This window comes from Lysinibacillus zambalensis (genome assembly GCF_040183165.1).
Lineage (GTDB): Bacteria > Bacillota > Bacilli > Bacillales_A > Planococcaceae > Lysinibacillus > Lysinibacillus zambalensis.
The window spans coordinates 50,561-64,764 of sequence record NZ_JBEGDG010000024.1 but is presented as its reverse complement, the minus strand read 5'-3'; the positions used below and the strand labels follow the sequence as shown (position 1 = coordinate 64,764).

Below are 14,204 nucleotides of genomic sequence, written 5' to 3'. Positions count from 1 at the left end.
AAAAAGGCGAGGTATTCGACGATTGAATCGTCGAATACCTCGCTAAGTGGAACCAGATGAAGTTTTTCAGTGCCCTCATATTGTATCGAACTCATGCCTTTTACTTTACATTAATTCGTTTTGTATTGTAATACGTTTGTATTTTTCTATTTAAAATGCTCTACACTTTCAAACTCTTTAAAGTATAGAAATTCTGATTTCATAATGCCGAAGAAATTCTCTATGACGAAATTGTCGTAACAGTTTCCTTTACGAGACATACTTTATTTAATTCTGAAGCGCATGGCGGTATTGTTTCATTTGATAGTGTCAGCCTTAATCTGAAGGCATCAGTAGCTAGTGTTCTTGTTCTTCTCGTAGACGCTCTAAAGCCTTTTATAACATTTCTGAAACAAGGGAGTACGTCGAGAACCAATTATATATGTAATAATTTCATCGTTGAATAACTCCAGGACAGGTGATAAATAAAGCTTCCCTCCAAATAATTTAAATTTTGTAATATCCGTAGCCCACTGCTCATTAGGTGCGTTAGTTGTAAATTGGCGATTTAAGTAATTCGGCGCAATTAAACCTACGTTCCGTTTACATGCGTACAATGCCCTTAAACCAAGTTCTTTCATGATATCTTATGGGTCACTTAATTCCCACAATTTACTAATTTGTCACGAATATGACGATAGCCATAACGATCCGTTCAAATAGCGTTGAACAGCTTGTTATTTTTTTCTGCAGTAAATTTAGACAAAAAACTACACCTCCAATTGTTAAATGGTGTGTCTAAAAATTGGGGCGCGTTCATATGTCAAGTTTTTTTGCCTTGTGATATTTTCATTGAGTATCAATCAATCGTAGTTAAAGCAAGTTCGCTAACTACATTTCAATGTAGTTGACGAACTTCTTTATAGTTTCTTATTTCGTCTTCCTCGTAACGTGTACATAGATATTCATTGTCGTTTGTACATCAGATCTTGTACAAACTATCACTCGTTTTAAATAACAATGAACAATGTGTATGACGTAGCCTATGTGTTGTTGGTGCAGCAGTATACGCAATAAATCACTCTCTTAAAGATTATTACATAGCAGCTACTCATTATCTTTCCAAGCAATTAAAGATTTAATAAATTTTAAAACGGCTCTTTGATCTTTCTTAGAACGACCTTCTAACAGACGTACTATTTCCTCTAATTCAAAGCTAAGCACTTTTGGATGACTTTTTTTATCATCAAATAGCTCTTCTAATGTAATTTCTAACGCCGTGCATATTTTTGTAAGGCTTTCAATTGTAGCGTTCTTTTCTCCACGCTCAAGTTGTCCAATATATGTGTTATGCAGGGAAGCACGATAAGCTAATTCTTCTTGGCTGAGTCCACGTTCTTTACGTAAATAGCGGATTTTTTCGCCAACTACTTTAACTATATCCGTCATGTAATCACCTCATCATTTAGGATTGATGAGAAATGATATTTTATCCATATACTACAAATATAATTTTTGTTGATATAAATATATACTATTGATATTTGTAGTGGTAGCAGTTACTATATAGTCAACCAGAGAATGATATAGGGAGTGAGTTGAAATGCATTTGAATTATAGTTTAATGATGGGGTTAGATTATAATTTAATGATGGATTTAACAGATATAGAGTTGAAGTTAGAAGAGTTGGAAGCTGGATATAAGAAAAGATACTTCCGTAAAGATACGAAAAGATCATGGAGTTTTAAATGTCATTGCGACGAAAAAGTAGTAAGCAATGTAGCAGATGAATACTTTATTGTATCAATGACACGGAAAGATCCAAACGCTATTAGTCGTCGCTTTTGTTCAAAAAAATGTGCAGATATTTATATCGATGAGCAACGTAATGTATTGTCAGTTGAACGTGAGCGGATTATTGAGGAAAGAAGAAAGGTGAGGGAGGTTTATGAAGAAGCGGAGCGGAAGTTCATAGCTATAAAGGAGAAAAGTTAAATAAGGGTTATGGAAGGTACGTAGTATCTATAAACGGATGCTGCGTGTTTTTTTTATAGGCATTTTTATAACTATGGGGATGGAGAGCAAGGTAGCGTTTGAAGACGCTATGTTTTTAATCTGATGTGTTGTTTGAAGATGGTACGATATTGAAAGTGCTGCCGAAATCCTAGGCCCGATAGTAAACAATATGACCACATTTCATATATTCCATATCACACAATCTTGGTTTCGTTAAATCTTTTTCTTCAAACCGTTACACTTTGGACAGAATATTTAAATTAAACCTATTTATTTATATATAAGCTTCCCTTAAAGCAATTATAGAAAAATAATCAAAAAAGTATTTGGATAGAATATTACCCAATCTTTCTACATTAGAACAACTATTGACAATGTTGGACAACCATCCTTTTAATTATCCCAAAATAAAATATCATTTTATAGAACATTTATTCTATGTACCTATTTACTACTCAATAAAAAAGCACTATCATATGCTTATGCTTAAGTTTATATGTGGGAGTGATATTTTTTATGGAATGTCTCAAACAAGCTATTAATGAAATCCCTTCGTTAAAAATAGATGAAGAATTCCTGGTAAAAGATCTTTTTAAAGGTTATGAGTGGAATCGACTAGCAATCGGTGAACGTCGCCAATTAGGTTCTGTTTTTCAGAATGCTGTGAAAAATGGTGAACTAAAGGGTACCGTTGAAATGGTTAAAAAAAGTACTTCTAACCAACAAATTTACATCAAGTTAAAAGACTGATTTTGGAGTTGAAATGCAATTATGAAAAAAAGAAAACCTACAGTTATTGATATGTTCTGTGGCTGTGGTGGATTATCAAGAGGCTTCATGGACGCAGGATATGAAGTATTACTAGGTATAGATAACAACGATGATGCTCTAAAAAGTTTTAGAGCAAACCACAATGGAGCAGTAGGAATGAACGGAGATTTATTTCAGGACTCTACTATATTAGAAATGGCCAGTGCTACTAATAATCGCCAAGTAGATTTAATTATCGGCGGTCCACCATGCCAAGGTTTTTCGTTAACAGGAAGTCGAATTGAAAATGATGATCGAAATCGTTTATTTAATTCTATGGTATATGCAGTCGAATTCTTTCAACCTCAAGCTTTCTTATTAGAAAACGTTCCTGGTTTGGCTACTTTATATAACGGAAACGCACGTACGGCTATTATTGAGGAATTTTCAAGACTTGGTTATACAGTGAAAGATCAAATCTTATATGCACCCGACTATGGTGTTCCTCAAATCCGTAAGCGTTTATTCTTTGTTGGACTATTAAATGGAACAGAGTTTGAATTCCCTGACCCCATTTTAAATCCTGAAAATTATGTGACTTGTGGAGAAGCTATTAGCGATCTGCATGACTTCACTCCTGAAGATATGGGTGAAGAAGTAAGTAATTATCGTTCACCTGCCTTAAGTTCTTATCAACGAAAAATGAGAAAAAATTCGGAATTTCTATTAAACCACGTTGGAACAAAGCACACTGAGCATGTTATCGAAGTAATTTCTCAAGTTCCTGAAGGTGGTAATCATAAAGATCTTCCACCGGGCGTAGGTGATAGTCGAAAATTCAATGAAGCATGGACACGTTACGATAGGAATAGGCCATCTAAAACTATTGATACAGGGCATCGTAATCACTTCCATTACAAATTCAATCGTGTTCCAAGCGTACGTGAAAATGCACGTCTACAATCATTCCCGGATGATTTCAAATTTTATGGTAATAAGACTCAACAATACCGCCAAGTTGGTAACGCTGTTCCCCCATTACTTGGGTATGCGCTAGGTGAGAAATTAAAAGAGTACTTAAAGTAAGGAGCTAATATAATGAATTTTATTGATATTTTTGCTGGTTGTGGAGGGCTCTCTGAAGGCTTTGAGCAAAATCCTAATTACAATATGTTAGCTGCGGTTGAATGGGAAAAACCTCAAGTAATTAATTTGCGAAACCATCTTCGAAATAATTACGGAATGGAAGACGCTGACGAACGAGTAATTCGTTTTGATGTACAGCGTACTGAAGACTTAATTAATGGTTGGGAAGAAGACCCTGAATATGGTTCACATCAAGGTTTGGATAATTTAGTTACCGGTGAGAATGTAGATTTAATTATTGGTGGGCCGCCATGCCAAGCTTATTCTATTGCCGGCCGTATTCGAGATAATAATGGTATGCGTGATGATTATAGGAATTTTCTATTTGAAAGTTATATGCGTCTTGTGCGTCATTATCAACCTCAACTATTTGTTTTTGAAAATGTACCCGGTATTTTAAGTGCCCGTCCTGGTAATGGCGCACTTGTAACAGATTTAATTCGTGAAGAAATTCGAAACTCTGGATATGAGATAATAGATGACTTACGTGAGGCACAATTTGACCTCACACAATACGGAGTTCCTCAAAATCGAAAGCGTATTATTATCATTGGGTTACGTCGTGATCTATATGAAGGGCATCAAGAAATATTGCATAATTTTTATCAGAATATCATGCCTCAATATCGTGAAGAATTACGTACTGTAGGAGATGCTATTGGCGACCTACCACATTTCGTTCCAACAGGGACAGTACAAAGAGTAAATGGAAGAAATGTTTCACACACTTATAACTTTGATGTACCAAATCATTTTCCTCGTTTTCATAGTGAACGGGATATTCAAATTTTCCGTATTTTAGCTGAGGATATCGAAACTGGGCGTAATGAATACACTAGTACTGAGGCTTTACGTCAATTATATACAGAAATGACAGGTCGCGAATCCAATGTACACAAATATCATGTTTTGCGATGGAATGAACCAAGTAATACTATTCCAGCACACTTATATAAGGATGGACTGCGTCATATTCATCCAGATTCTACTCAGGCGCGCTCGATAACTGTTCGTGAAGCAGCCCGTCTACAAACGTTTCCAGATAACTATGAATTCATTTCAAGTCCTGGAGACAATTATAAAATGATAGGCAATGCTGTACCTCCAGGATTTTCTAGTAAATTAGCTAGTGCTTTAGAAATATTGTTGTAAAATAAGATTAAGACGTGAATATAATGTCTTAACCTTATTTTTATTAGGAGGTTTATTATAATTTGAAAAATGAAGACTCATTATATTTTGATCTTTATAGAAAGACAAACTTTGATAAGCTAATAAAAGTATTTACATCTGCAGCAGGTTCTTTTCCAGTCAAAGCAGATATGCAAATAAATTTAGGTAAGTATTTAGAATTATATTTGGGGACTGCGGGAACATATGATGGTAGCCAAAAAAAATGGGGATCAACTTATACCCCTGGCATAGAATTAGGAGTAATGAGTAAAAGTGAACAATCTACAATTTATGAAATATCTCCGTTAGCAAAAGCTTTATTAAAAAGTGAAATTACTTCAGATGAGTATTTAACCATTTACTTCTTAAATTTCGTGCAACTGATAAATAGCAAGTTTATAAGCCCTTTAGAAGAAGTTTTACTAGTATTATCTGCACGGCCAATTATAGATAAAGAAGACATTAAAGCTATATCTAACTTTAGATTGAGTCAACGGAGCACTAAGAATCAAGATCAAATAGCTAATAGCCTTCTAACTAGATTGGTAAACGCGAAAATTTTAAAGATTGTAAATGAAATTCGAGGTAGTAAAACCTATTCTATCGGTGATAAATACAGCATCGATGACTTATTAAAAAACCTAAATAAATTTAATGGATCGGTTTCTAATTACGAAAAATTGGAACAATCAGATTTTTTGACACTGATTTCACAGCCCAATAAACTAATTTATAAATATTCGTTATAAGATAGGAGAATATTAATATGAACACTATAGATAATTTAGCGATTTCATTATTATCTAAGCCATTTACCGTACTTTATGGACCTAGTGGTACTGGTAAAACACGTGCTGCTATAGAGTTAGCTCAAAAAATTAATGATCATTCAGCCCTTTTAACAAAGCAAAACAATGTTAAAGAAATTACTATTAATTCTAACGGGTTAATACTTGAACCTTCTGAAGATGAAGTAAGAGAGATGGTTACAGCGAACATATATAATGACAACAATTTTGAAGCAGAAAAAGATGGACAACTTTTTCCAATCCAAATAGAATGTTGTTCAAACATTAAATTTATAAACTCGAGTGATGAAACTATTTATTCGCCAAATGGTACTGCCACAGCAAAAATTAATATTCATATTGATGATCATCTTTCGTGCTATAAAGTAATACCTGTTGCTTCAAACTGGTCCGATAATAAATCATTAATTGGATATATAAATCCATTTGGTACAAATGGTGAAACTATTTATGAAATAACACCATTTATTGAATTATTACTATTAGCGAATCATCCTAACAACGTTAATAAACCGTTTTTTTCCATACTTGACGAGATGAACCTATCTCATGTCGAATATTATTTAAGTGATATACTTTCATTAATGGAAATTTCACAATACGGGGAAAATGAAGTTATCAATTTTGATACTTTAAAAGTAGTAAAAAGAACATTGCAATTAAACTATAGTAAATATAATCATTACTTACTAACTGCGGCTGAACTTTTATTAAATAGTAATAAAGGACTGATAGTGCCTCAAAATTTCTTTATAGTAGGGACAATTAATCTTGATGAAACTACTCAAATGCTTTCAAATAAAGTGCTAGATCGTGCTCATTTAATTAAAATTGATACACTTTCCCCTAGCCAAGCAATAGATTCAACAGGATATAGCTCTATTTTTACAAATGAAGATATGTATAATAAATTCAGCAGAATTATTCCGCTTAACTATTATGAGAATTTCAAAGATATATACAACACTTTAGCAATACCTTCTACATTTAAATATCCAAATTCTGATGATCTCATAAATTTATTAGATGTTTTATATAACGAACTTCAAACGATCGATCAATCATTTGGATATCGTGTTATTCAAGAAGTATTTACCTATATGATTACCGGCTTTGAATTTTATGATAAAGACCCAATATATTTAGATACTTTATTAAATAATGCACTTAATCAAAAAGTGTTGGTTAAATTACATGGAAATAGACGTACACTACCAATGGCGTGTAATGGATTAAAAGCAAAGCTAGATGAAGCGACATTCTCTGAAGTATTTAAGAGACTTGATAACTTACTCTTCCGTTTAGAATTACGTGGGCAAGCTACTTTTATTAGTTAAGGGGGAGGTCATATGGAGAATTTATGCGCAGTTTCAATTGAAACCCCTAATGCAAAGTTATTGATAGCACAAAGTCTGAAGTGTCTAAATAACTTTCATGAAATCAAAAATCATAGTTTTCAAAAAGATCATTTTCTTGTAGAAATTGCTACACGAGAAAATGGGAACTTATCTTATGTAACGGAGGATTTTTCTTCCTTTTCTTTAAAGGAAGAACATACATATTACCTTTTATATGAAAGTAATAACCCCCTCCCTATAAATATCTTTATAAACAAATTTATACAAGGGAATTTGAAAATTTATGAAGGAATTAATTCTCAAGCAGCAGTTTTTCAAAATCATGTAGTTGCTGAATTCAAAACACAAGGTCAAATAGGAATTTGGGATTTTTCTACTAAAGAGCTGCCTGAATTATTTTTTAATGTAATATCTACAAAGTTAAATTTTGAAAAAGAATATAAATATCTAATCTCTGATATAGCTCAAAGGGTAACAGAACTTACAACACGTTATGGTAATGTAAATAAGCTTCCTTTTAAAGAAAATTATGAAATTCAAAATAACGATTATCTTGAGTCTATAATTTTATTAAACCATATGGATGAATTTTTAGAGAGTTTAGATTTGGTAATACAATTTCCTTATATTAAAGCTGCAGAAGAACTAAAAATGGTACCAATAGGAACTCAACAAACTATAAATTCAAAGGATTTCTTTGCAAACCCGCAAAATTATGATTGGGTAGCTGAAGGAGCGATGGATTATAAATTTAACGGTTATTCACCTCTAAAGCTGAATAATATAAATCGTTACAAAGAAGTAGATAATTATCCAAATAAATTCGTTAAATTTGTTGCAAACTATATACTTGATGTCTTGTTTTCTATTAAAGAAAACTTGATCATTAAAATAAGTAAAGATAACGAAAGAACAAACACCTATAATAAAATTCGATTAACAGAAACAGAATTTTATATTGAGGAAATTGAAAATAGACTCATGGCTAGCTTTTTAAGTCAAGTAAATGAATTAAACTATTTTTCTAATACTTCGCAAGTTCTAGAAAAAAGATTGGGTTATCAAGAAGTCTTACATTTCTATAACTCGCTTCAAAACAGTATAAATATTGATTTTGAAACGTCTACACAATTTTCAAAAAAATATTATTCTAAACCAGTAGCTGAACTATATGAAATTTGGTGTTATTTGAAAATAGAATCCTTAATTTCAGAAGTAATTTCTACACCTTATAACCTAAAGCATAATCTTATAAAAACTAGCTTAGATAGAGTTACATTTACTTTGAAACATGGAAAAAAAAGTGAAGTTGAGTATCTCTTACTTGAGCAAAAGAAAAAAATAATTCTATATTATAATCATGAATTTAAACCACCCAATAAATCTTATACCATTTCATATAAGCCCGATATCTCAATAAAAATAATAAATCTAACAAATAATGAATATACGTTACATCATTTCGATTCAAAGTATAAGATTCAAACTAAAGATAACTCATTTAAAAAAGAAGATATTTGGAAAATGCATGCTTACAAAGATGGTATTATTAATAGTAAAAGTGCTTCAATCCTATATCCAGGAAGTTTACTTGAATATTTTTACAAAGTTAAGAGCTCTGAATGTGCAGAAGATATCATTTCCCCAATTAATGCTTTCCCATTTCGACCTGGCAATGATTTAGATTTTGAACAAGTGAAAGAATATTTGAATACTATTTTATAACTAGCAAAATTTGTTGCATTATTTCGTTGAGTAAATGTATATGATTTAGAAGTAGCCATTTTTTTATTCCTTTCTATGCATCCCGGATATATTTAAGAAAATAATGTATTTGAATGCTCTTTATAAAGTTTTAGTCCAATAAGAAGTAATTAATTTTCTTTTTTCAACAAATCCACATTTTTTCGCACATTCGATATGATTTATTTACTTAATCATGTTAAATTCTAATACAGAAGCTCTAGTACGCAAAGAAAAGGATTTAAACTCTTTAATTTTAATTGAATTAAAAATAACTAAAAAATATTTACCTGATAATCCAAAGGGATTCTTTTTCGTTGCAACGAAAAACGAATTTTATTTGGCCAAGTTATTGGGGGATCGTTATAAATTCTGTTTTCACTACATTCAGATTCTTTATCGTAAGCCCGAAATATAAATAATACGCACCCTTTCCGTATGTACGACGAATGGCCATCTAATTGAAAAATATTTTCAGATAGATGGCCATTTTGCACATGTGACTTTGATAGTTTTTGACCAAGGCATGAAATTATTTAAAATCTCTAGCTTCTAATGGATTGGTAAATTCGGCAACTCTGTCATTATTGTCACTAGGTATTGATAGAAGTCGATACCATTTGCCTTTGCTGTTTTAGCCAAACTTAAACAGATCGCATTCGCTTTAAATTGTTAATCATGATGAAATGCTCAAAACATATAAAAGTATTCTAAATTAAAGTTTTTAAAAACTAAAAATTTTGATAGACCTACACCTTTAATTAATCGTCTAAAAAAATCAGGCGAAAAGGCTGACATTATTTTAGTGGATGAAGGACATTTATTATTAACTAGGCCAGACACATATAATAATTTTACAGACAATAATCAGCTTGAAGAGATTAAGAAGTTGGCGAAAAACGTTGTAGTTGTTTATGATGAAAGCCAAGTATTGAAACTTAAAAGCTTTTGGAAGGAAGCTACATTGGAAGCTTTATTGCATCAAAGTGATTATGAAAAATACGAACTCAAAAATCAATTCCGTATGAGAGCAAACGAAGAGGTAATTGAATGGATTGATCATTTTAAAAATAAAAAGATTTCTCCTATTCCTAACGATAAAGAATATGAGTTGACGATATTCGATTCTTTACAAAAAATGCATAAAGCGATTTTTGAAAAGAATAATGATGGTTTAAGTCGAGTTGCTTCAACATTTGATTATTTACATAAGAAAGACGGCGGTATTTATTATATAACGGAAGATAAGGGCAATTACAAAATTCCATGGAACATAACAGATGGGAAATACACCTGGGCAGAAAAGGACTCCACTATAGAAGAAGCAGGCTCCATTTATACAATTCAGGGCTTCGATTTAAACTATGTGGGTGTAATCTTAGGACCATCTATAACATACGATAAGCAATCTTAGTTATAAAACCTGAGAATTACAAAGATGTAGGTGCATTTGCAGGAATAGAAGGAATAGAAGATGTTAAACAGGCAAAAGAGAAGATTATTCTATATTCCTTGAATGTGCTGATGAAACGGGGAATTGAGGGATTATATATTTATGCTAGTGATGATGCACTTAGAGAAAGATTGTTAGAGCTCCAATCTGAAAACTTGAAAAAGTAATCATATAAAGAGAAAAAGAATAACCTTAAATAAAAAATCCAATCGTTTTGATGAATCTTTTGTCAAAACGATTGGATTATTTCAATATAAAATCAATATTTTTTAATGCTACACCATTCCTCAAGCTTTCTTTTGTTTCGGGTATCCAATAAGAATAGCAATGACTCCGCAAATTCCTATTAAAATTGGGTAGAAAGAGTACTGCAACATGCTCACTGGCGATATTCCAGCTACGCTCGCAGCTGCCAGGAATTGGGCTCCATATGGCAGAAGACCTTGGGCCGTACAGGAGAAAATATCTAATATACTTGCGGACTTTCTCGGCTCAATCCCATACTGGTCAGCAATATTTTTTGCAAGCGGGCCAGCAATTAAAATAGCAATTGTATTATTGGCCGTAGATAAATTAGTTAGGCCCACAAGGCCGGCAATCCCAAATTCGGCACCTTTTTTTGATTTAATTCTTCGTGTGGCAAGGTGAAGTAGGAAGTCAATTCCTCCGTTAAGCTTAATAATCTCCACCATTCCAGCTATTAAGATTGCAAGAAATGCCATTTCATACATGCCTGACATTCCTTCGCCAATCTTTTGGAAAAGGTCCATTAACTGATAGCTACCATCCGCTAAGCCAACAGCCCCGGCCAGAACAATTCCAAATGCAAGAACAAGGAAGACATTCATTCCAATTAGCGCAAAAATAATAACCAATACATAGGGAACAATTTTTACCCAACTATAGCTTAAATGCTCTACTTGTGCCGCGGTTTCGCCCATTGTGATAACTCCTAAAAAAATGCTTGTTGCAACAGCTGCTGGCAACACAATCCAAAAGTTCACCTTAAATTTATCCTTCATTTGTGCGCCTTGTGAACGAACCGCAGTAATGGTTGTATCTGAAATAAAGGATAAATTATCGCCAAACATCGATCCTCCAACAATCGCTGCCATTACTAAAGCCATGGAAAAGTCGATATGCTCGCTGATTCCAACTCCAATTGGTGCCAGTGCAACAATTGTTCCTACTGATGTACCCATTGATAGGGAGATAAAGCAGGCTATGATGAACAAGCCTACGACAAGCAGGTTTTGGGGAATGACCGACAAAGCGAAGTTAACAGTGGAATCCACTGCCCCCATGCCTTTTGCTACCTCTGAAAAGGCTCCAGCCAATAGAAAAATAACAACCATCAGCATGACATTTAAATTTCCAGCGCCTTTACAAAAAATATCAACCTTATTTGAAAACGATTCTTTTCGATTCATTGCCAGAGCCACAGCGCCCGAAATGGCAATGGCTACAATGACAGGGAAAGCATAAAAATCACCTGTAATAACCCCTGAACCAATAAATAAAACTAAAAAAACAACAAATGGGATTAGTGCCCATGGATTTTCTTTCTTCATTGTTCTACCTCCAAAAATTAAAAATGGATACGTCTTTGTCCATTTTCCTCTAAAAAAAGACCTCTTCTTGAAAACAAGAAGAGGTCTTATATCTATAAAACACTCCTCTTATCTATCAAGCCTTTGCTTGCTGGATTTGGCACAGTAACTTACTCACAAAGTTCCGCTGCCGAGATTTCATAGGGCCAGTCCCTCCATCTCTCTTGATAAGAAGAAAAACATATTATTTTTTGCACAATAATGAAATATTATAATAAAACATCTATATTTGCAACATTTTTTAATCAAACCTTATTTCGAAGTAATATAAAAATTTTTTCTCAGGAAAAAAGAGATCAGTAATGCTACTATCTAAAGATTTGCTACTATAATTTCGAAGGTTTTATATAATTTTTCACAATAGGTCTTATTATATCTCGTTTTATAATATTAAATTTCCAAACTATAAAATATTTAACTTATAATAATATGGTGGAATACTAATTGAAATTTAAAGAGGTATATCGGATGGATAAAAGGGAAAAATTATTAATTACAGCATTTTATTTAGCTAAGTTTGATAGGGTAGCCTATGCGAATCTTGGATATTCTAAAATTAATCAGGCACATGAAGAAATAGGTAGAAAACTTGGGTATAAGAGAAACAGTGTAAAGAATCGGCGAGATGATTTTGATCCGTTATTTGGACATCGGGCAGGTTGGCATCAAGTAGAGTTAAGTAAAAGTAACTTGAAAATTGTTAATGCATTTGATCATTTGAGTGAAGAAGCACTAAGAGCTGTTGTATTGGATTTATTAGATGAAGCGTCATCAAGGGCAGTGCTTTTATTATCTGAAAATGTACCTAAACAAACATCTACTTATACAACACGTGGTATAACGGGAAAAAAAGCTGAAGCAATTTTTATAGATTGGTTTGCTAAATATTATCCCCATGATATTTTAGTGGATACTCGTGATTTAGGATGTGGGTATGATTTTGAGGTTGAAAATTCTGACCGTGTATTTGAAGTAAAAGGTTTATCGGGAGATAATGGTGGCGTATTGTTTACAGATAAAGAATGGGCTATTGCAGCTGAAAAACAAGAAGATTATCATCTTGTATTAGTAAAAGAATGTTTTAGTAATGATCCCATAGTGGAGGTTTATTCCAACCCACATAGGAGATTTATTCCTAAGAAGCAGATTACCACTGTAATCAATGTTAATTGGGGTATTAGCAGTAGTGATTTAAATTACACAGAGATCGATTAGTAAGCAAAAGTGCATGTGTATATTTACCTAATACAGTTCAATTATTAACATAGGTACCCCATGAAGAAGCGTCGAAGTTTGTGAAGAGGGACTTCATGTACTCCAATATTTACAGCCATACTCAGTTGGCGGAAATTGTTGTAGTTGTTTATGATGAAAGCCTATCTAATTGAAGCACACTAATTGAAAGGAAGCCGTAAATGATTGATAATTTTATACAGGACTATAAAAAATATAGGAAAAAGATACTTAAAAGAGGTTATGAGGTAGTTGGCATACCAGTAACTATAAGTTTTTTTGTTCTATTGTTTAGTGCATTGGTAAGTTTCTTTTTAATTTTTGAATTAAGTAAGTGGTTTTTTCTACTTGAAATAATCTTTTTGATTATGCTGTTGAAAATTAATAAAAAAGTTGACAATTTACTTGAAATAAGTTGGTTAAATTATAAAGAGAAATTAAAAGATTACATAGAGTATTACTTACAGGAAAAGGGGGTTATTCTTTCCGAGCAATTTAGAGATTTATCAATTATTTTAAAAGAGAAAAGTGAGAAAAAATATAAAAAGTATGACTTAAACCCATATTTAGCTATGGTTGTAACAATCATTATTTTTGCATTAAGTCTTTTAACAAATGATAGTTTAAAACCATTAATAATTACAATAGCATTTATTAGTATTTTTATAATTATTAGTATAAATCCAATAGTAAATATTTATACAAGTATCTTTATTAATAGGGATAGTGAGACCATCTATGAACTCGCAAGTATTGTTGATGAACTTTATTTTGAGGCTTCTATAAAGGAAGCTAAAGCTGAATTATAATATTTTTTCTTTTTAAGAAACGTGATCGAGTTGTAGGTCAAAAAAAGCTGCAAAAAGACTTAAAAGGCATAAAAAAACTGATATTGCAGAACAAGTTTATATCTTATAGTAAATATTGATATAC

At 32.3% G+C, this 14,204-nt stretch carries 14 protein-coding genes, 2 pseudogenes and 1 riboswitch; of the genes and pseudogenes, 12 read left to right on the top strand and 4 right to left on the bottom strand.

The features are described from left to right. Nucleotides 1-100: 100 nt before the first annotated feature. Nucleotides 101-688, bottom strand: a pseudogene (locus ABNX05_RS22205) (IS3 family transposase); the annotation flags it as partial. 398 nt (nt 689-1,086) lie between these two features. After that, complete coding sequence (locus ABNX05_RS22200) at nt 1,087-1,428, bottom strand: helix-turn-helix domain-containing protein (protein ID WP_349661699.1); 342 nt, start codon at nt 1,426-1,428, stop codon at nt 1,087-1,089. A gap of 154 nt (nt 1,429-1,582) precedes the next feature. Between ABNX05_RS22200 and ABNX05_RS22195 the strand changes: the two genes are divergently transcribed. From ABNX05_RS22195 to ABNX05_RS22160, 8 genes are all read left to right on the top strand, one after another. Continuing rightward, nucleotides 1,583-1,975: a hypothetical protein gene (locus ABNX05_RS22195; protein ID WP_349661698.1), complete on the top strand. Its 393-nt coding sequence runs from the start codon at nt 1,583-1,585 to the stop codon at nt 1,973-1,975. A gap of 537 nt (nt 1,976-2,512) precedes the next feature. Then, nucleotides 2,513-2,746 carry a single-stranded DNA-binding protein gene (locus ABNX05_RS22190; protein ID WP_349661697.1) on the top strand — a complete coding sequence of 78 codons (234 nt, stop codon included), beginning with the start codon at nt 2,513-2,515 and terminating at the stop codon, nt 2,744-2,746. A gap of 21 nt (nt 2,747-2,767) precedes the next feature. Continuing rightward, nucleotides 2,768-3,832: a DNA cytosine methyltransferase gene (locus ABNX05_RS22185; RefSeq protein WP_349661696.1), complete on the top strand. Its 1,065-nt coding sequence runs from the start codon at nt 2,768-2,770 to the stop codon at nt 3,830-3,832. A gap of 12 nt (nt 3,833-3,844) precedes the next feature. Then, the gene (locus tag ABNX05_RS22180) at nt 3,845-5,044 is read left to right on the top strand and encodes a DNA cytosine methyltransferase (RefSeq protein WP_349661695.1); all 1,200 of its coding nucleotides are present in this window, start codon (nt 3,845-3,847) and stop codon (nt 5,042-5,044) included. A 62-nt stretch (nt 5,045-5,106) separates the two neighbouring features. Beyond that, nucleotides 5,107-5,814, top strand: coding sequence for a hypothetical protein (locus ABNX05_RS22175; protein ID WP_349661694.1), 708 nt, complete (start codon nt 5,107-5,109; stop codon nt 5,812-5,814). Nucleotides 5,815-5,831: 17 nt separating this feature from the next. Next, a complete protein-coding gene (locus ABNX05_RS22170; protein WP_349661693.1) occupies nt 5,832-7,211 on the top strand; it encodes a DUF8727 domain-containing protein in 1,380 nt (459 codons plus the stop codon). Between the two features lie 12 nt (nt 7,212-7,223). Then, a complete protein-coding gene (locus tag ABNX05_RS22165) occupies nt 7,224-8,957 on the top strand; it encodes a DUF2357 domain-containing protein (protein WP_349661692.1) in 1,734 nt (577 codons plus the stop codon). Nucleotides 8,958-9,171: 214 nt separating this feature from the next. Continuing rightward, on the top strand, nt 9,172-9,393 hold the full coding sequence (locus ABNX05_RS22160) for a hypothetical protein (RefSeq protein ID WP_349661691.1): 222 nt from the start codon (nt 9,172-9,174) through the stop codon (nt 9,391-9,393). A 56-nt stretch (nt 9,394-9,449) separates the two neighbouring features. Here the strand turns inward: ABNX05_RS22160 and ABNX05_RS26455 are convergent. Beyond that, nucleotides 9,450-9,641, bottom strand: a pseudogene (locus tag ABNX05_RS26455) (transposase domain-containing protein); the annotation flags it as partial. Nucleotides 9,642-9,735: 94 nt separating this feature from the next. On the opposite strand from ABNX05_RS26455, the gene ABNX05_RS22150 reads away from it, so the two are divergent. Then, a complete protein-coding gene (locus ABNX05_RS22150) occupies nt 9,736-10,389 on the top strand; it encodes a DNA/RNA helicase domain-containing protein (protein WP_432760167.1) in 654 nt (217 codons plus the stop codon). After that, nucleotides 10,383-10,595, top strand: coding sequence for a DNA/RNA helicase domain-containing protein (locus tag ABNX05_RS26450; protein WP_432760166.1), 213 nt, complete (start codon nt 10,383-10,385; stop codon nt 10,593-10,595). Before ABNX05_RS22150 ends, ABNX05_RS26450 begins: the two co-directional genes overlap by 7 nt. A gap of 120 nt (nt 10,596-10,715) precedes the next feature. On the opposite strand, the gene ABNX05_RS22145 is transcribed toward ABNX05_RS26450, so the two are convergent. Then, the gene (locus ABNX05_RS22145; RefSeq protein ID WP_349661689.1) at nt 10,716-11,999 is read right to left on the bottom strand and encodes a Na+/H+ antiporter NhaC family protein; all 1,284 of its coding nucleotides are present in this window, start codon (nt 11,997-11,999) and stop codon (nt 10,716-10,718) included. Between the two features lie 105 nt (nt 12,000-12,104). After that, a riboswitch (SAM riboswitch) is annotated at nt 12,105-12,212 on the bottom strand. A 294-nt stretch (nt 12,213-12,506) separates the two neighbouring features. Between ABNX05_RS22145 and ABNX05_RS22140 the strand changes: the two genes are divergently transcribed. Further along, nucleotides 12,507-13,253 (top strand): protein NO VEIN domain-containing protein, encoded by a 747-nt coding sequence (locus ABNX05_RS22140; protein ID WP_349661688.1) that lies wholly within the window; start codon nt 12,507-12,509, stop codon nt 13,251-13,253. Between the two features lie 200 nt (nt 13,254-13,453). Then, complete coding sequence (locus ABNX05_RS22135) at nt 13,454-14,080, top strand: hypothetical protein (RefSeq protein WP_349661687.1); 627 nt, start codon at nt 13,454-13,456, stop codon at nt 14,078-14,080. The last annotated feature ends 124 nt before the right edge of the window (nt 14,081-14,204 follow it).

Excerpts from the sequence above, each read along its gene's own strand:
- ABNX05_RS22185 (WP_349661696.1), top strand. The coding sequence starts at position 2,768 with ATGAAAAAAAGAAAACCTACAGTTATTGATATGTTCTGTGGCTGTGGT.
- ABNX05_RS22140 (WP_349661688.1), top strand. The coding sequence starts at position 12,507 with ATGGATAAAAGGGAAAAATTATTAATTACAGCATTTTATTTAGCTAAG.
- ABNX05_RS22145 (WP_349661689.1), bottom strand. The coding sequence starts at position 11,999 with ATGAAGAAAGAAAATCCATGGGCACTAATCCCATTTGTTGTTTTTTTA.
- ABNX05_RS22180 (WP_349661695.1), top strand. The coding sequence starts at position 3,845 with ATGAATTTTATTGATATTTTTGCTGGTTGTGGAGGGCTCTCTGAAGGC.
- ABNX05_RS22160 (WP_349661691.1), top strand. The coding sequence starts at position 9,172 with ATGTTAAATTCTAATACAGAAGCTCTAGTACGCAAAGAAAAGGATTTA.
- ABNX05_RS22165 (WP_349661692.1), top strand. The coding sequence starts at position 7,224 with ATGGAGAATTTATGCGCAGTTTCAATTGAAACCCCTAATGCAAAGTTA.
- ABNX05_RS22200 (WP_349661699.1), bottom strand. The coding sequence starts at position 1,428 with ATGACGGATATAGTTAAAGTAGTTGGCGAAAAAATCCGCTATTTACGT.
- ABNX05_RS22190 (WP_349661697.1), top strand. The coding sequence starts at position 2,513 with ATGGAATGTCTCAAACAAGCTATTAATGAAATCCCTTCGTTAAAAATA.
- ABNX05_RS22135 (WP_349661687.1), top strand. The coding sequence starts at position 13,454 with ATGATTGATAATTTTATACAGGACTATAAAAAATATAGGAAAAAGATA.
- ABNX05_RS22170 (WP_349661693.1), top strand. The coding sequence starts at position 5,832 with ATGAACACTATAGATAATTTAGCGATTTCATTATTATCTAAGCCATTT.
- ABNX05_RS22195 (WP_349661698.1), top strand. The coding sequence starts at position 1,583 with ATGCATTTGAATTATAGTTTAATGATGGGGTTAGATTATAATTTAATG.